This is a genomic window from Lactiplantibacillus paraplantarum (assembly GCF_003641145.1).
GTDB lineage: Bacteria > Bacillota > Bacilli > Lactobacillales > Lactobacillaceae > Lactiplantibacillus > Lactiplantibacillus paraplantarum.
The window spans coordinates 2,163,565-2,183,230 of sequence record NZ_CP032744.1; the positions used below are offsets into that span (position 1 = coordinate 2,163,565).

Here is a 19,666-nt window from a genome sequence, read left to right on the forward strand (position 1 = left end):
CATCTCCAATCATCTGTTAGAACTCGATAGTTCCAGCGCTATCACAATCCATGCCACAACACTGATAAAAGTAACTCCATGCCAAAATCCGTCTAAGAAGTTCCCAATGATCGTGACTAAAATAAATAATGCTATCATGCCAAGCCCAATCTTGTTTTTAGTACTCATTTTCAATCCTCCCCGAACGCCCGCTTATTAATGTTGTACGGCTCATATTCCTTGGATAATTGCTTGCCATCTAAAGCTTTAGCTTTATTTGCTTCGGCATGTTCCTTCATTCGCCGGTGCTTCCGTTTAATCGTTGAACGCTTCTTAGTGTGTTTAGGCATTTTCGTCCTCCGTAATTTCATCTATTTCTACTCTAGGATTTCGTTTATCAACGGCAAATTCGTCCTGGAATCCTGTGATGTGCTTTCGATTGTCGTTGCCTAAAAGCCCAGCCTTCATAAAGCCGTCCAGCACAAACTTTTTAGCAAACGCGATATTATCCGCATCTTTCCGGTTGTTCTTCGTGTACCACGTAAATTTAAGCTTGCAAGGCCAACTGAATTCGACTCCAGAATTTCGACTAGCCCGCGCATATACACTACATAAGGCCGTGTACCGCTTCTTTAGGTTAGCTGCGGCGTATCTGTTGGCCCGTTCAGCCTTGATGTACTCATTTAAGCTAGGTAGTTCGCCCTTAATCACGACTTTGTTCATGCTTTCGGCACCCAACTAATGTAATAGCCATTAACGACCTCGTTAGACATACTGGCCTGTCTAATCGAAAACTCTGGGGCGTCAATCTTCTCGCATAATCGTGCCAGTGTTTGATAGGCGATCACTTCATCAGGATTGTTATGCTTCTCAGCACGCCAGTAACCGTTATTCAGTGGCAGGCTGTATTTGTGGACTAAATCCTTTACCCGCTTAAACTTAATCGACGTACTTTCGGATATCTGTCTGAGAGAATGTTTGCCATGCTTATACGCTTGCCGAATGGCTTTAATATCTTCACGTTCTCCCTGCTTCGGATCTTGTTTCATACTGGCTAGGTAGGCCGCATCACTGCTTACCTTAGTCCCAGGCTTAACCAGTCTAACTGGGACCGGCCATTCACCAGATTTGTAGTTATGTTGCGCGAGCTTAAACATTTCCGGTTCGGGCCCCATTGCTAGTGGGTGATCGATATCGGGTAGATCAGCGTTAATTACTAGCACCTGTGTTTCAGTCATGCGCTCACCCCTCTTTGACCATTGACTTCGATTCCAAAAATTTATTAGCAAAATACTGCTGCCCCTTGCCCGTAATTAGGGGCGTAAAGCGTGTCTTTGAACCATGGTTAGTGGTGATCACGGTTTCTCTCACTTCCATGATTCCCAGCTCCATCGCTCGTTGGGTCGGTGAGTTGTAACGTTTCCCCATCGCTATTAGGTAGCCATGAGTTCTTAGCCAATCGAACAAGCGGTTTTGACCAGTCTTAATACCATGCTGGCGTAATACCTTAGCAAAATTACCAACGCTGATAGAATCGTCTGAGCCTGAAACTGCTTGGCCTAATCTAGCTGGCCCTTGCAACTGTTCATTCTCCAGTTTCAGCTGCTCGTTTTCCATCATCAGAAAACTATATCCACGTTTGACAACCTCCACTGGGCTGTTCCAGCGCCTTTCAACAGCTAGGAAATAATTACGATAACGGCTACCATTTTGGTTTCTAACCATCATTGCTAATTGCTTAGCCATGTCAAGCGTAATAACATAATCGTCAATTTCCCGCACGGCCCCATTGTTGACAACCGTACTTGATGTACACTTGTCAAAATCGACCCCTTCATCAAACAAAGAAAAATTATTTTCGACCCAGCGACTAAAGCGTTGTGCGATCTGAAGCCCTTTATATAGATCCCGGGCAGACACCAACTACCGCCCATCTTTTTCAGTGATTTTAATCAATTCATTCATGCGCTCACCTCCGTTTGCAATCCTTGTCTAGCTTGCTCTAGATCAATAAAATACTCGGCTGGTTTACCCCAACATTGGGTCAAATCAAAATTTAAGCCATCCCGCTGATATTCAATAATTAAAACCTCGAGTGCAAATAGCTTGTACTCATGAGCGCACACTTCATCTTGCGCGCTACCGCCAGACTTTAAATGCCGCTTCATACGCTGCTTAGTCCAGTGCAATGCGGCCGGTTCATAGGCATGGTTAGCGGCTAACTTGACTAATTGATTACCCCAATTCATTTAGCTTCCTCCTGACTGTTCATGAACGCTAGGAACGCCTCGTCGCTCATATCGTCCTGCTCGTTATCGCTTGAGTTTGACTTAGAATCCGCCTGAGAAGCATCACTTTGCGCCCACTTTGGCATAATTTCCTTACGGCGCGACTTCGAATAACCACCCGGTTTATTAGCATTAGCCAACCGTTTATCGTGATCAACGGTTGCTTGTTTAGCCTGTGCCAGCGTCGTAATCTTTCGCTGCTGCCAACCCTTGATTACCGCACGCAAATATTTCAAAGCACCACGCGACTGCACATCGTGTTCACCAGCAATTTGAATGGCGTAAGCCACCAATTCAGGTTTAAGCACCGCAAGCCATTCATCAATTTCAGGACGAGCAACCCCGTTCGAAAATCCCCACAGGTTGGTCCAGTCATTAATGACCTGCTCGCGTGTGACACCCGCGTCATCATCATAAGAGTCAGTATCAGTCAAGTCAGGGTCAGTACTAGTAAGTTCTTTATGTTCTACTGGTTGACCTCCACCTTGCCCAACCGGTTGACCTACTTCATCTAAACCAGTTGGCCTACTTTTATGACTTGTAGTTGGGTTACTGGTTGGGTAACCATCTGACCTACTATATAAATTAATAATGCGATATTCTGGCGGCTTCACATTCTTCTTGCCTCTAACGTATTTAATTAGTCCTAGTTGCACTAATGAGTTGCGTGCTTTATCGAGGCCGGGTTCGGATAGTCCTGTAAGACTGAGTAATGCCGAATTTTTCATGCGAAACTGAACGTCCAACTTGCCTTCGTCGTTCGCATAGTCTAGTAACTCGCGATACAGATTATTTTGGCCGTTAGAGACACTCGCTTCATACATCTTAAAATTACGGTACGCTCGTCGTTGTTTGAAGTAATCCAAATTCGTCCCTCCTGTCCTTATTAATGGGCCTCTCACCCGCTCGGTGGATTCAGTCACTGCTGTTCAAGCCAATTCTGTTTTGTCAATCTATGAGTAAGTCGTCTGCACTAACGACGCTCTCTAACTTTTTGGTACTACGACAATAAGCACAATGTCCGCATTGGATAGGATCTGCTTCGCCTTTAATGACATCTTGAATATGCTGTTGAGATTCCAATACCTGGTTCATAGCATTAGTAAGTCGGTACTCCGGTAAATCAATAGCCTGCTTGTCTGGTGGATCCTGTTTGCTTACTGCCACGATGTACGGTTTACACGTCACACCAAATTGCTGCTTAATCAACTCTTGATAGACTGCCATCTGAAGTGGGTAGTTATACGCATATACAAACGGTTCTTTCTCACGAGTTTCTGGATTCCAATACGCCTTGTATATGTCAGCGGTCGTCTTGAGATCCACGAAGTAACCTTGTTTCAAATTGAGGCAATCAATCTTGCCCTTCCAGGGATAACCACTGATTTCACCAGTTACAATCACTTCCTTATCGCCTTGATAAAGAAGATTAAAATCATGGTCGTCAGATAAGGCTTCAATCATGGATTCAGCAATTTTGAAGTCCTTCTTGAGATGGCCCTTGCTCGGTCCTCGGCTTGAAATTGCTTCGGAGTGTTCATCAACGAACTTCGCATGAGCCTCCTCGCTCTCAAAATAGCTGTGAAGCCAGTTTCCAACGACTAACGCCGTTGATTTCATACATGGTTCCCATTTACCCTGCAACTCGGCTAACGCTTCTGCTTCACAGGCTAAAAACTTCTTGAACCATGTTGCTGACATAAATGATTGATCTGTCCAGCGATCGTAATAGTTAGCTGGCGTCAAGGTCTCCGAGGTTATCGAAGAGGTTTTGCTGGTCGACTTCGTCTTTGACAGGTTCTTGATCATTGCTTGATGCCTCCTTTGCAGCCGTTCTAACGGGTTCTTTAGCTGGTTCAGCAGATTCTACCTTCTCGGCTTTATTCTCTGCTACATCAGCTACCAATGACCTTTTAGTCGGTGTTACGTCTTTTTTATCGTCATTCTCATATTCGTTGCTAGTGGTTTCGTTAACTGCTTGCACGAACAAATCGTTATCACTTGAGCTGTTAATGTAGAACTTAGCAGCTCGATTAATTACAGTCCGTTTAGCCATCTCTTCTGGGAACTCGTTTTGAACCTTCTTCGTCTTAGCGTGGCTCCAACTGGTGTCGATGTCCTTTTTTGTCATAACCGTATATGTCCGGTTCCCGTTGATGTCTTCGATCCATGCAAAGGCCCCGATAATTGGCTTGTCTAAGTTCTCAAAGCTTGGCTCGAACTCCTTAACCACCAGCACCCCATTTTCACCGCCAATCTTGAACGTGTCGTCTTTGTGGACGACCTGTGCTTGAATATCCTTAACGTTTGAAAGACGCTTTACAACGCTAATTGAGCCGAAATAGGAGCGTTGCATGACTAACTGGTTGCCATAAGGAATGAAATAGCATTGGTTTTTAGCCGGGCTCAATCCTTGAATTGCCATGTTCATCAACGCCTTGATAACTGATCCTTGGTCACACTTATCAAGTAATGGTTGCCCCTTAGACGTATCACTCAAAATCAAGTAAGCACTGTTTAATGCATTCCCTACTGAATAATCAGGTGGTAATGACAAGCCTTCATTATTCTTCATATCCTCAATATTGTTATTAACCATCGTAACTAACTCATTACTCATGCTTCTTCCTCCTCTGATACCCAGTGATAGCCCAGACGTGTCATCATCGTGTCCGTGTCGATGTGTACTAGTAGCTCGTCCCATAGACGGGACTGACCAAACACATCAATCAGCCATTGCCAATTAGATTCCTCACCTTGATCTGGATACAACACACTTACGTCAGTCGAACCGAAAGTGACGATACAAATGGCGCTCAACATATCGGCCTGCATATCAATCGCCCACTGCTTAAAGTCATTGTTATCGATGTAATCTTGAAACAACTGTGCCTTGTCGAACTCGTCACCATCGTAGCAATAGTTATCTGCGTCAAGTACCCAGTCGCGTGAGTCGTTACGTTGCTGCCAATGCTCGTTTAAATCTGCCTGTGCTGGTATCATTTCGCCCACCTCCGTACCAAACGTTGCCTTAGTGACTGTTTCGGAGTACAATAAAAATCGAAAATAAATTTACTATGCGTCTTAGCTGCACGGGTACTACCAATACTCGAGCAGCTTTTTTTGTACTCAAATTTAGGCTTTAGCGATACTTTGCGTACTTCCAATTCGTTCGACCTCCTTAAATGTGCCAAAAACATTATTCAATTCTTCAATTGTGATTTGCTTGTAAAGCACATTTCCAATTCTGAACGTGAATTTCATCGTCTTCATCTCCTTAAATTCCAAACCAACTAGCAACTTCATGACGCTTGAACCATAATGCCGTTAACGCGCAGCCTACTATTGCTCCTTCAATCATTGCTATTTCCTCCTATCCTGCTTGCGTTTGTTCTCTTCTGCTCGCCAACGGCTAACTTCCGCCCAATTATATTGGCGAGCCCCTAATGCAACATCAGACGGCAATGGGTAGTATTCACGTCGCGCCAAGTTGCTTATTGTTGATGGCGAAACATTCCATTCAGCGGCAAGCTCAACACCTTTGAGCCATTTTTTAGGCTGTCCCCCTGCCTGATACTTAGGATTCTTTTTAATGGAAACCACTTGCATCTTTTATCACTCCTCCTAGCCATTTTCTTGGTTGACTTTATCGATTACTTCCTGCAATTTATCCATTGGAATACCGGCATACTCAGCCTTCTTAGCCAAATCGGTTATCTCGGCGCTAATCTCTTCTGCGTATTCACGTGGATAGCGTTCAATAACTAGTTGCTGCGCTGGTGTCCGATCTCTCGGCTTGACTGTAATAGCTTCTTCAAACTCAGCCTCAATTCTTTCTCGCTGACGCTGTTCCTTTTTCTGTTTCATCAAAGCCGAGAACATATCACCTTGTAGCTGACGATCATTCTGGAATGACAGCACGCCGAAATTCTCACGAGCACCAGAATAATTAAGCCAAAAATCGTTAATTACATTTGCTAACGACTTCCTTATTTGTGAATCAGTGCTTCTTGATCCACTCTTCAACCGAGACAATTGTCCGGGAGAAACATGCGTCCTATCTGCAATCTGCTGCTGTGTTAGTGTTTTATCTCTACCTAATGCCAATGATAATTGCTCTGCAAACTTGTTCTTCATACCTACACCTCTGTATTTTGGAAAGGGCTTTATATCGCCTTTCCACGTAATTCACCTATAATTTAAATTAATCGGGATGATCTAATAAGTAATCCATCATCTCAGCTGCTGGAATCTGCCAGCCGTTATGGGTATTCACATAATCAATAAAGCCACCCTGTTCAATATCCAAATCATGGCGATGCTTGGTTAAATATCGTGAGGCTCGTTCGGTTGATTTAGTTCCGTATTTATACCTGGCCAAATCTTTAAGCTTCCAAGTACAAATACCACGCTGTGCTTGCTGCCATGCTTGGAACCTCTCGTATTCTTCTTCGCTAATGAATTGGAATCCCTTTGGAGCCTCATGCCGAATCAATATCGTATCTGACATGTTCGCACCTCCTAATATGAAACTGACATAAGTTGGCTAGCTTGCTCGTTATACTCGGCCGTTACTGCTCGAAATTCAGCATCTAGTGCTTTATCGCTTAGTGCCTCAAACATTACTCTTGGTGTTTCTGGTTTAACCTTTGCTAGTGCATTGATTAATGTAGTTCGTGATAGATGTGTCATTTTGTTTCCTCCGTTCTTTGAAAATTAAATATTTGCTTTTAGTAACTCGAATATTCGACGCGCTTCATCAATGTTGCTCTCGTTAATTTGATATACGTTAGACACACCTAAATGGAACCTAATGATCGTTTTAACTGCGTCTGACAATGAATAAGCTTTTGGATTCTTACCGTACTTCTCGTTGACAAATTTCGAAATATCGTTTTTAAGCTCCATCCAAGCAGTGTTTCTTGCTTTGACTGGTGCTAGGCTTTTGGCGGCAATAGCTGCGTTTACCTCTGATTGGACCATTTCGTGCAATTGTTCTTGTGTGACTTCCATTACTCGATCACCTCCTTAGGTAACAGATCCTTGACATTAATTTCTAAAGCACTTGCCAACTTTATTGCCGTTCTAAGTCCAGGCGTTTTACTGGTATTTTCAATTCCACTAATTGTTGTTTGAGGAACTCCACTTAAATCGGATAATTTAGATTGTGTTAAACCTCTTTTATTGCGAAATTGGATTAATCGTTCTCTGGATGTCATTTTTTCACCTCATCTCTGTATACTCTTTAGAGTATATGCTCAATTGAATGTATTGTCTACTCATTTGAGTAACTTTATTTAAAAAAATAATGTTATGTTTGTCATATACTCATTTGGGTTAGGATGTGATATTTATGGATAAAACTCATAGCACGTTCTTCAAAGAACGTCTTTACTCGTACATGAAAGAACAAAACATAACATTAAATCGTGTAGCAACACTATCAGGAATGGCAGCAACAACCCTCAGCAATATTGTGAACCGCGGCTCTGCACCCAGAATTGATACTATCTATAAAATTTGTAGTGGCCTTGGTATCAGCGTCCACGACTTCTTCGACTTTCCGCCCTACAACGAGGTGGAAGAATAATGGCAACGCTAAACGATTCAATTTATGGACACAACCAATTTTCGGCACATGCCAACTATAGTGCTACACTAAAGCAAGTGCAGAGTCTCATTAATAATCAAGAAGTTTTGAATGGGTTACGCACATTAACTTTGCAAAGCAACGCGTTGAGACAACTTTCCAGTATTGCCACGTCCACTAGGCCGGCAATGCTAGCTTCAAGCAACGCGTTGAAACAGCTTTCCAGTATTGCTGCATCCACTAGGCCGGCAATACTAGCTTCAAGCAACGCGTTGAAACAGCTTTCCAGTATTGCCGCATCCACTAGGCCGGCAATGTTAGCTTCAAGCAACACGTTGAAACAGCTTTCCAGTATTGCCATGTCCGCTAATGTAACGGCAAATACCTTAAACGCACAAATTCAAAATGTTACTGCAATGGATCTAAGAACAGGTGCCAAATTCAACACTATAATTAATCAATTAGGGCTTAAAAACGTTAAAAAAACGCAGATAGAAATTAAAAACATGGCACAATTATTTGGACCGGAAGTAGTTGAAGGCATCCTTCACTCCATTAATGAATCTACGCCTGAAGTCGTACCAACCAAGCCGATAAAGAAATTCACGGAGGCCCAAGAACAAAATGCTGAAGTAAGCAAAATAAACGAGACCTCTTATGCCCATGAAGGTAAGAATGGTGAACCGGCGTATAGTATCATCAATAAAATTTTGCAACAGTATCATTCCCTTTCTAAAATGAAATTAATTATTTTCAATGCCATACTTGGCGAACTATTTTCTGCAATGTTGAGCTCACTAATTTCAAACGTAGGCCTGGCGAATGCAATCATTATGATGCTTATCTTGACTGCGCCTTACAACGAGGTGGAAAAATAATTTCCATAGACTTCTCACTTAAAAAGGTGGTTAAAAAATGTTAACAGCTACGATTCATTTTTTAGATGGTGAAACACTAACGCTAAACGTACATGACTTTGTTTGGGGTATTCGCACTGCGCCAATTAATGATCGTCCTAAAAAAATTTCTAAAAAGAACTGGGAAAAGATAACGTACGATTTTCCTAACAAAGACGAAATTAATGGTCCGTTTGAACTGAACGAACATATTAAGCTAGGATTAGTGCCAAGTATCACCAAACTTCTAAACAACTACACTTTCTTTTTCACTGATGATGACCCTGGCACCGTGTTTGCCAGCTCCAAAGTGGTAAAGATTGTCAGTCATTAACGTTTAATCCGAAGAGTTGCTATTTGCGATAGCGGCTCTTTTACTTGTTATTGGCTTCATTTTGGCATCTCCCTTTAATTACTCGAATTGTGTACTTCTTCTTCAAAAAAATAAGTCCATTTAACACGTTTTTTTGTCGATATATTGTTCATTCTTACAGCCATTTTCTTAGCTCTACCAACACTTGGTGTTCTGTGTCCTTGTTCGTAAGACGCTAAAGTTGTCTCTGGCATATTGAGAAATTCAGCAGCCTTTTTTTGCGTTAGTCCGTTGATGTCTCTCCACTCTTTTAACCAATGACGCATGTTAACACCTCCTAACTAAGTAATACGTTTCGCGTACCTTTGATGCTCACTAATATAATACAATTCGTGTACTTAGTCAACACAAAAATACTCTAAACGAGTATTTTTTATATTTCTGTACAAAATACGCATTATGCGTAGTAATCTTATAATTAATGAAGGAGGCCTATCGATGTTTGCTGAACGCCTTAAAGAATTACGAAAAAGAGAAGCTGGTCTAACGCAAGAGAGATTAGCAATGCAATTAGGCATGGCCAAAACAACACTGGCTTCCTATGAACAAGGAAAACGACAGCCTGATCTTGAAACACTTTCTAAAATTGCAGATCGTTTTTCCGTGACAACTGACTACTTGCTTGGAAAAAATGGCACGCCAAAATGGGCAACCAAGAAAGATACCATTGACCTGAAGGATTTTCTTGAAGCAAATGAGGGTTCGATGACCTATGGGGGTGAAGATCTTACTGAAGAAGAAAAACAACAAGTGCGTGTGGCCATGGCAACAATATTCTGGAAACGCCACAAGCATGATTAGGAGTTGTACTTATGGATAGAGTAAAAGATATCGTTAAAGCTATTGTCAACCGTTATCACACAGCGGACCCGTTTGTAATTGCGGAAAAGCTTAACATACAAGTAGAATGGTGTGACTTCGGGGCAATGCCCCTGGGTAAAAATGCTTATGACAACCAAGAGCCTATCATACTACTCAATAATTCTATTAAACACACGCCTACACAGTATTTCATACTCGGTCATGAGCTGGGACACGTTATATTCCACGAGGGGCTGATTGGGTACTACACTTCCGTTAAACATGGACATTCTAAGTTTGAACGTGAAGCTGATGAATTTTCAGTTGGATTAATGGGAATGTTTTTTATTGAGGAAAATGGTCATATTCCCTATTCATACAGAGAACTGGCCTATCAATACGGAGTACCATTCGACAAAGATTAATATCAATTAATTTGGAGGAATTATGGAAACTTTTGCCGAGATAATGTTCTTCATCTCATTGTTAATATTTATATATTTTATATGTCAGGGAATTTTTAAACTTATTAAAGGTGGCGGCTCAAAACGATCTTTTAAATATGGCTTGATTGCTCTCGCTGCATCTTTTCTATTTGTTATTGTAGGACTAATAGCTAATCCAGTTAAGAATACAGTAAGCAGTAAGGACACGATAGCACACCCGAAAAAAATCAGTACGTCAAAGATTGAAAGCGACGATAAACGTTCTAACAAAAAGCATTCGAACAAATCAAGTAGCAAAAGAAGTGATTCGAAGAAGACTAGCTCAAATAAAACAAGTAACATCAAAAAAAAATCTTCCGAGAATAATAGTGACACTAAGAAGACTGTAGCCAAAAAATCTTCAAGCAAAAATAAAGCTAGTGCTAAAAAAGCTACGAAAAAGCAATACAATTTCAATAAAGTTAAGCTTGGCATGACTAAGTCTAAAATAATTAGTATTCTTGGTAAACCAGATTCCGATACCTCTGGAACTCTATCATATGGCAAGGATTATTTAATGCTAAACGAGAAGGGAAAACTATTCAGTGGTTCCCCTAAAGCTATTCAAAAACAAATAGATGCCAATATAAAAAAAGAAAAAGCTTCTTCTAGTAAGAAAGTAGAAAACGATCGTGAATTACGCTCTTATGCGAAAATCTTCGGTCAAAAGGACGTTGAGACTCTTCAAAAATATGTTGGAACAGTTTACTCTTCAATAGAAACATCTAGTGGTATGGCCTATGGTTACAGCACTGAATATGGAATGCTTTACAGATTAGATGATAGTAGCACTGGTATCACTCATGTATATAAAGATGGCCTTGGAGACTCTGGTACACAACTGTATGTCGGTCAGACCATCAAACAAAAACAACGTAAAAATTATTATTACTATAACTAGGAGGAAGACATGTCTATTATTCTCACATGGTTAATAATTATTATCGCTATTATGTACTGGATTTTAAATAAGTTCGTTAAATTCATGACAGCGGGACATCTCAAACTAAAAGATTTAATTCGTGCAGGTCTTTGGTCAATGATTGGAATTTTCATCTGGAAAAAGTTACACCCAAATGAAGATATACCGGACCGCTTTAACTCAGAAATTAATAAGTATAAGGGACTTCTCGCACAGACACAGAAAAATCACGATAAGAATTAATATTGCTATAGACCAGATAGGAAGTCGATAAAGGCTAGGAGTTGGGACTACTTATAGTTCGGGGAATTATTGTTATTGGGGAATAACATATTTTGGAGGGATTACTTTGGATATATTTTTTACATTTATGTTTCTTGTATCTTTAATTGCGTTAGCTTACTTTTCAATTCGTGGGGGAATTCATCATTTCACAAAAACAGGTGTTAATCGTCTATACAAAAAATACACCTTAATCTCAGTAGGACTAACAATCCTATTCTTAGCATTAACGGTTTGGGCCGCCCCTTCTGGCACAGCAAGATCGAGTGCATCACAGTCAGATACAGCCTCAAGTAGCAAAGCAAAGAAAAGTTCAGCAAAAGATGCATCGAAAAGAAAGGCTAGTATCAGTAAAGCTAACTCTATTAAAGAGAAGGATTCATCTGAAAGCGCCCTATCAAGCAGCAAAGAAGAATCTGCAAGTATTGCTGCCTCCAAGTCTGAATCCAAAGAGAATTCAGAGAGTATGGCTAGTTCTGAATCCGAAGCAAGCAAAAAGCAGTCTGAGGCAGAAAGCTCTTCAATAGCTAAAGCCAGTTCAGAATCATCAGTTGCTAGCTCGTCATCAGCTAAAAAAGCGAGCGAAACAAGTACTACAGACAATGCTTCTTATACACAAAACGGTGGTTGGACTACTGCTGCTTCTGGTATGGTTTTTGTATCAGACTCCAATAAGTACTACACCAGCGTTAAAAATCCAGGTAATTACCAATATATGACCCAGAGTGCTGCTGATAATTCTGGTGCCAAGCCAGCACCACGGGGCAATCAATACGCAAGACCATAACAGGTCCAAGCCCTCGTCGGGGCTTTCACGCGAGTGTAGTTCAACGGTAGAACAATTATTTGCACACTTCTCATAGGTCTCACATCCTATATTGATGCAGGTTCGACTCCTGCCGCTCGCATTGTAACAAATAACCCATACTACCGCTTACTTTAGCACGTACATCACGTGGGCGTAATTCAATGGTAGAATAACGATTTCAGCCCTTCTCTCTCGTTTGAAATTGTTATGTAGGTTCAATCCCTGCCACCCACTTTTAAAAGAAAGAAGGTAAGATTATGGATAAAGATATGTCGAAATACGAACTCATAGATAACATTACTAATGACTTAACCTCTTTTATTAATCTGTATGCTTTCGTTTATCTTACAAAAGATAGCTACTCAAGGAAAGAATATGACCGCATAATCCAAGGAATGGAAAGAGATATGGTTGATCGTCTTAAGCAAAAATAATTGTAGGTACATTCTAATTAACTGTTGAGCCGACCAAAACCCATTGTTGGCTCTTATGCGAGTGTAGTTTAGTGGTAAAACGACAGCCTTCCAAGCTGTAGTCGCGGGTCCGATTCCCGTCACTCGCTTAGTAAAAAATGATTACTTTGGAGGAAATCTGTATGGATGAATCAAATTCAGTCAGCACGCCAATATTGTCAATTCCAGAATCAACTAACTACTGGTTAGTGAGGGCTGATGGTGGAAAATATTACTCTGATTTTTTAGAGGACGGATTCATTGCAATTGCTAATAACAAAATAACCATTGCATCCATTAACAAACGGAAGCAAAGTTCTAATTCAAATAATATTAACTACAGAGAACTATATCTTGATGCATATCCAAACGAAAGTAACCAGACTGCAGGTCTTCGTGCTAACCAGATTCGTAGATTTGCCAGCACTATGAAAATTAACGATATCGTGCTGGTACCTGCTAAAAACTCAACAAATTTTCTTATCGGAGTTATTACTAGCAGTGCATATGATGCTAATCAAGCTAATATCACTAAAAAGATCGATCTTCAAACATTAAATGCAAATCATTCTACTATTTGCCCGTATACTAAACGTCGAGACGTAACTTGGATTAAAGAAATTTTTAAAAATCAGCTTCCCAAAGGATTGTTGTGGGCATTATCAGCCCATGAAGCATTATTTCATATACAATCAATTGACGATATTAATTCAATTGACCGTCTCTTTAGCCCACTTTATATTAAAAACAAAAATGTTCACTTTCTTATCAGTGCTGGCACAAACGAAAACTTAACCATGAAACAATGGGATGAATTTATTTCTATTTTGAAGACTGCTGATATTGATCCAAAATTAATAAAGGTGGATATTCGCCGTAATTCGCCTGTCTCTATGAATTTAATCGCTACTGTAATAAAAATAAATGAGCTCTATAAATTATATAAAGCCATAGAGCCTTTTTTAGAAGCAGGAGTCTTAACCACTGGCACAGGTGGAACCTTACTTTTCGCATGGCGTGTAATTGGTGGTAAACGTGGTAAGGAACTGGGATTAGTAGAATGGTGTCAAGAAATTTATAGACAGCATTTAGAAAATAAAAAGCTTAAATACAAAGTTAATTATAAGATAGCTAAGCAAAAAGATTCAGAGTTAAAACGAGCAAAATTACATCCTAAAGTTAGTGGAACCTTAATTCTACCTGAAAGTAAATCCATGAATCAGGATCAGGAATCACTTTCGCAATCAACAAAGTTACGGGAAAAACAATCAAAAAAAGTACTACTAAATCAGCTTGTCGAGTTATTAATATACTTATCACTTTCAGCCAAAAAGTAATTGTTGTTGATAATAACCAGTAAGCCCAGATCTTTTTTAACATTGCTTTCCCCCCTTTTTTATAATTATACTCCTAATAAAACATCTTAGAGATGGTATTATTTAGCAATGAATTGTCAATTAAATGTGAAGTTACAAATCATTGTCACTCGCTTAGTACCCCTTTATTGGGGTATATATTTTCAGCTCAAAGGAACATACGTTTGGGAATGTCAACCTATTGTTATTTCCAGTTGGGAGGAATAAAACATGTCAGTAACCAAACTTAATAATGGTAAATGGCAGGCCCGTGTCTCTTATAAAGATGATGACGGTAACTATAAGTCGGTTACTCATTTAGAAAAGCGCAAAACTGACGCTGTTGAGTGGGAAACTAAAACTAAAAATGCTCTGCTGGAAGGTGCTGACTTATCACGTAGCACCGAGAGTCTAAAGCACTACTTTCTTGATTGGATCAGAATTTACAAAACTGACGGCGTATCGCGTCATACCCACGAGCTATATATGGGCAATTGGCGTCACATCTCTGCATATTTTAAAGATCGACCTATGAGCGCAATTAAACGGCCGGATTATCAGAAATTTCTGAATGAATTTGGTCGCAGTCATGGAATTGCCACATCTCACAAACTTCATCAACAAGTACACACCGCAATCAAGGACGCTGTAGCCGATGGTATTCTAAAACGTGACTTTGCTTACAAGGCACACGTCACTGGACGCCCTCCTAAGCCCGTAGAGGAAAAGTATTTGACGTTGCCCGATTATAAGAAGCTGCGTAAATACCTCATTAAAACGGCTGATTATGACCACATGACTATGCTGATGATGCTGTTTCAATTAGAAACTGGAACCAGGTTCGAGGAAGCTGCTGGTCTGACGTGGGATAATTTGGATTTGAATAATGGAATAGTTCACATTAAACAGCAGTGGGACGCTCGTAGACAGACTTTTCGTCCAACTAAGGGAAATGGACAGGCCGATGGAGATATAACCATAGGACCCGCCTACTGTCGTTTTATGAGGAGCTATCGTAGCACGCAGAAAGATTATTTAGAATTGCACGAAATGAAGAATCCTAAGAACCTCGTATTTTGGTCTAAACTAGGAAAAATCGTGGGCAATGGGAATGCAAACGAAGAGCTAGGACGTATTTGTAACCGTCTAAAGATCAACAAAGTTACAACACACGCCATGAGGCACACACACGCTTCGATTCTTATCTTAAATCATGAGTCCCTTCCCTATGTTCAACATCGCCTTCGACATCAAAAACTAGAAACGACCGTTAACACCTACGTCCATCTTATTGAAGAAGAAAACGGCGTGTCAGATAAGAAGGCTACCGAGCTAATGGACGAAGGATTTTAAAAAATGATAATTTTGTGATTGCTGTAGTCCTTGTGCCGCAAGGGATTACAAAATCATTTGTTAATTTTTCTTCCAAAAAATGCTATATTTTGGCTACTTTTTTCGTTTTTGGAAGAATCGTGGAAGAACATATCGTGTTTGAGTGGTTTTCGAGTGTAAAACAAAAGCACCAAAACGCCTTTATATCAGCGTTTTGGTGCTTTGTCGTTTCTCTATATTTGTCGACTTATCACCCGCACGGGGATCGAACCCGTAACTCCGCCTTGAGAGGGCGACGTCTTAACCAATTTGACCAGCGGGCACAAATTCATTTACTATCTTACCGAATGATAAGCGGCTTGTCAAATCAATTATGACTTTTGCCATCGAAAAACCGTAACAACAGCTAGCCCAACGAATAAAATCAAACAATAAACAACACTGCCCCAAAAAACGAATGTCAATAATTGCGGTAACAAAAAATTACGCATAACCGCTAAGCCGATTGACGTGACAGCCCAGACGATCAGCTGTTGACGTAAATGATTAAATAAACGATCTAATTCTGATTTAGACACGTACTCACCTTCCCATCAATTAGTTTAGTCATCTACCGCTACTAAGTTCAAGCAAAAATACAAAAAACATGCATAAAGTTTCACCAAAGTCTTGACAGTATTTGATGGAAAAGTTACTATTAAATAGTTGTTATTGGGTATTCGCCAAATTGGTAAGGCAGCGGACTCTGAATCCGTAATTTACTGGTTCGAGCCCAGTATACCCAATTAGAATTAATGATTAAACACTAACGTAGGTTTGACCTACGTTAGTGTTTTTTGTTAATTATGGCTAAGTAGATGAAATTTTCTTTTTTCGCCAACAAAATAGTTTACGGACTTGAATCGGGGTTTATAATAGATTATGTAGACTGTCTGTGAAGCCTTTTAAATCGTCACTATTTTGAAATCAATACAAAGGAGATAATGTTGTTGGTATACAAAGATGTTTTTGGTATCGATCACGATGATTGTCACATTGTCCAGACGCGGCACGAGTTTAACCGGATCTTCATCATTGAGAATGAAGTTGGCTCGCGTTTTACTTGCATCAAGGATGGTGCCCCACTAGAAAAGAAGATGTCCGGACACTGGAAGTATGCAAAAGCTAGCGATGCCCCGAAAAACTATGCTGTTCCTTACAAGGCTCAGAAAAACTAACACCCATTGAAAAGAGGATTATGATGCGGCGTTATCAACCGTCACCCAAATCAAATGGTCGGGTCCACCACTCGATCAGTCATAACACCAACCCCTACTATGGTCAACGTGGTGCCGATTGGGTCAAGAACACGAATGCTTCGTTGTTCAACGCCCAACATGAGCGCTCCCAAGCAAAGAATCACGTTGAGCGCCAAGTTCGTCACAGTATGCGTCAAGTGCTATGGGTGGTCGTGGCAATTATCACGATGTTACTTGGTGGTTTTATCTTATTCTCGTTTGCAATCAATATTTAATGACAAAAGAGCAATTCAGCTTATTTGACAGCCGAATTGCTCTTTTTATTAACCTTTTATTTCCTTGGTATCTACTAAAACTTTACTGACCATTCGAAGCTCATCAGTTAATTCAGAAGTTCGAATCCGGCCAAATTCATCTAGGAACTTACCGAGGCGTTCTTCGTTAACTTTTTCAATGACTCGCGCCAATTTTTCCCCTTTCGCGGTCAACGTTAAGTAACGATACCGGCGATCATAAGGATCAATGTTTAGCACAATTAAATCATTGTTGATCAAGTAAGTGAGCTTCCTTGAAATCGCTGAAGAAGAAACGTGGCGGTCAGCGGCTAGCTCTTTCACCGTAATTCGGTGATCAGTGCTATGGTCAAGATAGTAAAGAATCAAGAACTGTTCAAACGACACATCTGCATCAGTCACCATCGTTTGGATAATCTCACGAAGATGGCTTTCGAGCCAGGACATGCCCACTAAAACTTTCTCGAACAGTTCCGCATCGTCGTACTTGGCTTTTTTGGTATTAGTCTTCATCATTATTAAAACCCCATTCATGCGTCACGTTCAAGGCATCATCAACAACCCCGTGATTAGGCACGGACTTCTGCTGCTGGCATCACCGTAATTTCAAGATCACGCGTCATTTGTTTTTCAATCGCAGTCTGAACATCATGATCCGTCACAACTAAGCTTGACAACTTACTCTTACCGCTAATGATATCCTGAACATGTTGGTTATCCAAATCATCCGCAGATACAATTGGTAAAAGATGGAAGCTTTCATTGGTTGCTTGCAAACACTGGTCGAATAATGGTGAATTAATGCCCATCACTAACACACTGTTTTGTTGTTGTAAGACTGATGCCAACCACCAGTTCAATAATTGAGTTTCAGAATGGAAGACATTCGTAATGGCCTCTTCCTTATTCACTAATTGAATAGATAGTTCATGATTACTACCGTATTGCTTGACCATTGCTAAAGAGTGGTCCGGACGATAGAAGTTTTCTAAAGTAACTTGCGAGTTATTTGTCCGGTCAAGGTATTGGGTGACAGATAAGAACCCAGCAGCATCGTAGACGTCACGTCGAGTAGCCAGTGAACCATTAAAGTATGTCATGTACCAAATAGCACCATTCTTACGATACTTCAACGTCATGATTGGCGTCCCACCATCATCGGCAATTGACACAATCTGCTGGTCAGCATTACGTTTATATTGCCATGCTGGATTATCAGGTAATTCTGGCTTAGTCTTCGCAACCGCACCCGGAACCTTCGCTTGAATCGTATAGTACATATTATATAATCCGGTACGCTTATCAACGAGTCCAGCCGCTTGATAATTATTCCAAATATCTGGCAAACTATCATTATAGTTGACAGTAATCACGTTGGCATTATCCTTAACTTCACTCTTCAATAAGCCCATAATCATTTCCATTGAAGCTTTTTCTTCACTAGATAATGACTGAATCAGGTCCGTGCTGAATAAGAAGTATTTTGCGGACTGATCGAATTCAACGGGTGATACTAAGTGCGTTGTCCCGTAATCCGATTTTAACTTTGCATCGATTCCTTCAACCTTTTGTTGCAAACCTTTAACAATCGTTGCGTTTTGATCGTAGTCATGTTGTAGCCGATTAATCTTCTGGTTGATCAAGTTAAGTGAACGTTCCTGTTCGTCTTGGGCACTCTTCTTTTTACGATCATAGGCCACTAACGCATCTTGAGCGGTATGTAAGTCTTTTTCCGCACTCGTAATCGCGTGTTCTTTCCGCGAACGTTCACGGGTTTCAGTCTGTTCACGTTTCTGGAGTTTCACGAGTTCACTGTTGATTGCGTCACTCTTTTGATACAGGTCCTGAGCTTGCTTTTCTTGTTGCTTCATCAAAACGAATAACTTCTTCAAGTCTTGTTCGCCTTGAATTGCTTTACGCATATCAGCTTCATTCTGCTTGAGATCAGCTAATGATTGTTCTGACTGCGTAATCTTCTTTTCTAACGATTTGATGGTCTGATCGCTCTTAGCAAGAGCTTTCTTAGCATCATCATAACGTTTTTGAGAAGCATTGATGGTCTTAACCATTCCTTGCCGTTCACCATCATTAGTATTAACAACTTTATCCTGCTTAGATAATGTGATCTTAGCATCTTTTAACTGCTGTTCTAAGTTTAACTGTTCGGCGACTAAGGTTTCGTACTGTTGCTTTTCGTGCTTACGGTCTTGAACTAATTGAACCTTAAGCTCCCCGCGTAAAGTTTGGTATTGTTTGTTTAAATCAGCCATTTCACGTTCAATCGCCGCACTGTTCTTTGCCGCCGTTTGGGTAGCACGCCGTTGATTAACCCGGTTTTGACCCTTAACTGGGGCACTAGTCGAAGCCGTTACGCCACTGCTAGTTGGCCGGACACCGCTAGCCGACCGCACATTGGGGGTCGTGCTACTTTGGGTTGCCTTTGGTTTTGGCTTTTGAGCAGCAACGGTTGAAGTCGCCGTTGCACGCTCAGAATGATTACGATAATCCTCATTCTTATCTCTGCGCTTTTTATTGAACATCTTCATAATGCAACTCCTCCATAAACTTGATT

At 40.7% G+C, this 19,666-nt stretch carries 34 protein-coding genes and 5 tRNA genes; 17 read left to right on the forward strand and 22 right to left on the reverse strand.

The window, feature by feature from the left end:
* Positions 1-9: 9 nt before the first annotated feature.
* The 17 genes from LP667_RS16755 to LP667_RS10770 all read right to left on the reverse strand — a co-directional run bounded on the left by LP667_RS16755 (position 10) and on the right by LP667_RS10770 (position 7,486).
* Positions 10-168: a hypothetical protein gene (locus LP667_RS16755; protein ID WP_162838576.1), complete on the reverse strand. Its 159-nt coding sequence runs from the start codon at positions 166-168 to the stop codon at positions 10-12.
* A gap of 2 nt (positions 169-170) precedes the next feature.
* Positions 171-329 (reverse strand): hypothetical protein, encoded by a 159-nt coding sequence (locus LP667_RS10700; RefSeq protein ID WP_121018930.1) that lies wholly within the window; start codon positions 327-329, stop codon positions 171-173.
* Entirely contained in the window at positions 322-702 is a 381-nt protein-coding gene (locus tag LP667_RS10705) for an endodeoxyribonuclease (RefSeq protein ID WP_056988488.1), read from the reverse strand. The genes LP667_RS10700 and LP667_RS10705 overlap by 8 nt, the downstream gene beginning before the upstream one ends.
* Positions 699-1,217: a hypothetical protein gene (locus LP667_RS10710; protein ID WP_056988487.1), complete on the reverse strand. Its 519-nt coding sequence runs from the start codon at positions 1,215-1,217 to the stop codon at positions 699-701. The genes LP667_RS10705 and LP667_RS10710 overlap by 4 nt, the downstream gene beginning before the upstream one ends.
* 4 nt (positions 1,218-1,221) lie before the next feature.
* On the reverse strand, positions 1,222-1,899 hold the full coding sequence (locus LP667_RS10715; RefSeq protein WP_307725416.1) for a phage antirepressor KilAC domain-containing protein: 678 nt from the start codon (positions 1,897-1,899) through the stop codon (positions 1,222-1,224).
* 41 nt (positions 1,900-1,940) lie between these two features.
* Entirely contained in the window at positions 1,941-2,228 is a 288-nt protein-coding gene (locus tag LP667_RS10720) for a hypothetical protein (protein ID WP_056988486.1), read from the reverse strand.
* Complete coding sequence (locus tag LP667_RS10725; protein WP_056988485.1) at positions 2,225-3,133, reverse strand: DnaD domain protein; 909 nt, start codon at positions 3,131-3,133, stop codon at positions 2,225-2,227. The genes LP667_RS10720 and LP667_RS10725 overlap by 4 nt, the downstream gene beginning before the upstream one ends.
* A gap of 82 nt (positions 3,134-3,215) precedes the next feature.
* The gene (locus LP667_RS10730) at positions 3,216-4,076 is read right to left on the reverse strand and encodes a PD-(D/E)XK nuclease-like domain-containing protein (protein WP_082618927.1); all 861 of its coding nucleotides are present in this window, start codon (positions 4,074-4,076) and stop codon (positions 3,216-3,218) included.
* Complete coding sequence (locus LP667_RS10735; protein ID WP_033611994.1) at positions 4,000-4,887, reverse strand: recombinase RecT; 888 nt, start codon at positions 4,885-4,887, stop codon at positions 4,000-4,002. The genes LP667_RS10730 and LP667_RS10735 overlap by 77 nt, the downstream gene beginning before the upstream one ends.
* Positions 4,884-5,270, reverse strand: a complete 387-nt coding sequence (locus tag LP667_RS10740) for a recombination system host exonuclease inhibitor (RefSeq protein WP_081939563.1) — start codon at positions 5,268-5,270, stop codon at positions 4,884-4,886. Before LP667_RS10740 ends, LP667_RS10735 begins: the two co-directional genes overlap by 4 nt.
* Positions 5,271-5,402: 132 nt before the next feature.
* Positions 5,403-5,573, reverse strand: coding sequence for a hypothetical protein (locus LP667_RS10745; RefSeq protein ID WP_011101090.1), 171 nt, complete (start codon positions 5,571-5,573; stop codon positions 5,403-5,405).
* Positions 5,574-5,630: 57 nt separating this feature from the next.
* Complete coding sequence (locus LP667_RS10750) at positions 5,631-5,876, reverse strand: hypothetical protein (RefSeq protein ID WP_056988483.1); 246 nt, start codon at positions 5,874-5,876, stop codon at positions 5,631-5,633.
* Between the two features lie 15 nt (positions 5,877-5,891).
* Entirely contained in the window at positions 5,892-6,404 is a 513-nt protein-coding gene (locus LP667_RS10755; protein ID WP_027821906.1) for a helix-turn-helix domain-containing protein, read from the reverse strand.
* A gap of 67 nt (positions 6,405-6,471) precedes the next feature.
* A complete protein-coding gene (locus LP667_RS10760) occupies positions 6,472-6,777 on the reverse strand; it encodes a DUF771 domain-containing protein (protein WP_016511199.1) in 306 nt (101 codons plus the stop codon).
* A gap of 11 nt (positions 6,778-6,788) precedes the next feature.
* Positions 6,789-6,959, reverse strand: coding sequence for a hypothetical protein (locus LP667_RS16760; RefSeq protein ID WP_003642792.1), 171 nt, complete (start codon positions 6,957-6,959; stop codon positions 6,789-6,791).
* Between the two features lie 24 nt (positions 6,960-6,983).
* A complete protein-coding gene (locus LP667_RS10765) occupies positions 6,984-7,280 on the reverse strand; it encodes a hypothetical protein (RefSeq protein ID WP_003642791.1) in 297 nt (98 codons plus the stop codon).
* Positions 7,280-7,486 carry a helix-turn-helix transcriptional regulator gene (locus LP667_RS10770; RefSeq protein ID WP_056988482.1) on the reverse strand — a complete coding sequence of 69 codons (207 nt, stop codon included), beginning with the start codon at positions 7,484-7,486 and terminating at the stop codon, positions 7,280-7,282. Before LP667_RS10770 ends, LP667_RS10765 begins: the two co-directional genes overlap by 1 nt.
* Positions 7,487-7,620: 134 nt before the next feature.
* On the opposite strand from LP667_RS10770, the gene LP667_RS10775 reads away from it, so the two are divergent.
* Genes LP667_RS10775 through LP667_RS10785 form a run of 3 tightly spaced genes read left to right on the forward strand, consistent with a single transcriptional unit; the run spans position 7,621 to position 9,087 of the window.
* The gene (locus LP667_RS10775) at positions 7,621-7,857 is read left to right on the forward strand and encodes a helix-turn-helix domain-containing protein (protein WP_033609666.1); all 237 of its coding nucleotides are present in this window, start codon (positions 7,621-7,623) and stop codon (positions 7,855-7,857) included.
* Positions 7,857-8,735 (forward strand): hypothetical protein, encoded by an 879-nt coding sequence (locus LP667_RS10780; protein ID WP_056988481.1) that lies wholly within the window; start codon positions 7,857-7,859, stop codon positions 8,733-8,735. Before LP667_RS10775 ends, LP667_RS10780 begins: the two co-directional genes overlap by 1 nt.
* Before the next feature lie 37 nt (positions 8,736-8,772).
* Positions 8,773-9,087, forward strand: coding sequence for a hypothetical protein (locus LP667_RS10785; RefSeq protein WP_003642787.1), 315 nt, complete (start codon positions 8,773-8,775; stop codon positions 9,085-9,087).
* Between the two features lie 74 nt (positions 9,088-9,161).
* Here LP667_RS10785 and LP667_RS10790 read toward each other — a convergent pair whose 3' ends face one another.
* Complete coding sequence (locus LP667_RS10790; RefSeq protein ID WP_056988480.1) at positions 9,162-9,392, reverse strand: helix-turn-helix domain-containing protein; 231 nt, start codon at positions 9,390-9,392, stop codon at positions 9,162-9,164.
* Positions 9,393-9,564: 172 nt separating this feature from the next.
* Here LP667_RS10790 and LP667_RS10795 point away from each other — a divergent pair, with 172 nt between their 5' ends.
* From LP667_RS10795 to LP667_RS10830, 11 genes are all read left to right on the forward strand, one after another.
* Positions 9,565-9,927 carry a helix-turn-helix domain-containing protein gene (locus LP667_RS10795; RefSeq protein WP_011101082.1) on the forward strand — a complete coding sequence of 121 codons (363 nt, stop codon included), beginning with the start codon at positions 9,565-9,567 and terminating at the stop codon, positions 9,925-9,927.
* Between the two features lie 11 nt (positions 9,928-9,938).
* The gene (locus LP667_RS10800) at positions 9,939-10,352 is read left to right on the forward strand and encodes an ImmA/IrrE family metallo-endopeptidase (RefSeq protein WP_033611998.1); all 414 of its coding nucleotides are present in this window, start codon (positions 9,939-9,941) and stop codon (positions 10,350-10,352) included.
* A 22-nt stretch (positions 10,353-10,374) separates the two neighbouring features.
* Positions 10,375-11,313 (forward strand): hypothetical protein, encoded by a 939-nt coding sequence (locus tag LP667_RS10805; protein ID WP_033611999.1) that lies wholly within the window; start codon positions 10,375-10,377, stop codon positions 11,311-11,313.
* 9 nt (positions 11,314-11,322) lie between these two features.
* Positions 11,323-11,577 (forward strand): hypothetical protein, encoded by a 255-nt coding sequence (locus LP667_RS10810; protein ID WP_056988479.1) that lies wholly within the window; start codon positions 11,323-11,325, stop codon positions 11,575-11,577.
* 106 nt (positions 11,578-11,683) lie between these two features.
* Complete coding sequence (locus LP667_RS10815) at positions 11,684-12,403, forward strand: hypothetical protein (protein ID WP_056988478.1); 720 nt, start codon at positions 11,684-11,686, stop codon at positions 12,401-12,403.
* Positions 12,404-12,432: 29 nt separating this feature from the next.
* Positions 12,433-12,524: transfer RNA gene (locus LP667_RS16765), tRNA-OTHER, on the forward strand.
* Positions 12,525-12,571: 47 nt separating this feature from the next.
* A tRNA-OTHER gene (locus tag LP667_RS16770) sits at positions 12,572-12,658 on the forward strand.
* 23 nt (positions 12,659-12,681) lie between these two features.
* Positions 12,682-12,858, forward strand: coding sequence for a hypothetical protein (locus LP667_RS16775; protein ID WP_016511204.1), 177 nt, complete (start codon positions 12,682-12,684; stop codon positions 12,856-12,858).
* Positions 12,859-12,915: 57 nt separating this feature from the next.
* Positions 12,916-12,986, forward strand: a tRNA-Gly gene (locus LP667_RS10820).
* Between the two features lie 33 nt (positions 12,987-13,019).
* Positions 13,020-14,213, forward strand: a complete 1,194-nt coding sequence (locus LP667_RS10825; protein WP_056988477.1) for a hypothetical protein — start codon at positions 13,020-13,022, stop codon at positions 14,211-14,213.
* A 249-nt stretch (positions 14,214-14,462) separates the two neighbouring features.
* A complete protein-coding gene (locus LP667_RS10830) occupies positions 14,463-15,584 on the forward strand; it encodes a tyrosine-type recombinase/integrase (protein WP_056988476.1) in 1,122 nt (373 codons plus the stop codon).
* Positions 15,585-15,813: 229 nt separating this feature from the next.
* Here the strand turns inward: LP667_RS10830 and LP667_RS10835 are convergent.
* Positions 15,814-15,886 (reverse strand) — tRNA-Glu (locus LP667_RS10835).
* A 48-nt stretch (positions 15,887-15,934) separates the two neighbouring features.
* Positions 15,935-16,141, reverse strand: a complete 207-nt coding sequence (locus tag LP667_RS10840; RefSeq protein WP_021732652.1) for a hypothetical protein — start codon at positions 16,139-16,141, stop codon at positions 15,935-15,937.
* Between the two features lie 134 nt (positions 16,142-16,275).
* Here LP667_RS10840 and LP667_RS10845 point away from each other — a divergent pair.
* The 3 genes from LP667_RS10845 (at position 16,276) to LP667_RS10855 (ending at position 17,076) form a co-directional block, all read left to right on the forward strand.
* A tRNA-Gln gene (locus LP667_RS10845) sits at positions 16,276-16,348 on the forward strand.
* A 198-nt stretch (positions 16,349-16,546) separates the two neighbouring features.
* Positions 16,547-16,780: a hypothetical protein gene (locus tag LP667_RS10850; protein ID WP_021732653.1), complete on the forward strand. Its 234-nt coding sequence runs from the start codon at positions 16,547-16,549 to the stop codon at positions 16,778-16,780.
* Between the two features lie 20 nt (positions 16,781-16,800).
* On the forward strand, positions 16,801-17,076 hold the full coding sequence (locus tag LP667_RS10855) for a hypothetical protein (RefSeq protein ID WP_225442926.1): 276 nt from the start codon (positions 16,801-16,803) through the stop codon (positions 17,074-17,076).
* Between the two features lie 48 nt (positions 17,077-17,124).
* Here LP667_RS10855 and LP667_RS10860 read toward each other — a convergent pair whose 3' ends face one another.
* Together LP667_RS10860 and LP667_RS10865 are read right to left on the reverse strand one after the other, a co-directional pair.
* Positions 17,125-17,610 (reverse strand): MarR family winged helix-turn-helix transcriptional regulator, encoded by a 486-nt coding sequence (locus LP667_RS10860; protein ID WP_003642771.1) that lies wholly within the window; start codon positions 17,608-17,610, stop codon positions 17,125-17,127.
* Between the two features lie 53 nt (positions 17,611-17,663).
* Positions 17,664-19,640, reverse strand: a complete 1,977-nt coding sequence (locus LP667_RS10865) for a coiled-coil domain-containing protein (protein ID WP_021732655.1) — start codon at positions 19,638-19,640, stop codon at positions 17,664-17,666.
* Between the last annotated feature and the right edge of the window lie 26 nt (positions 19,641-19,666).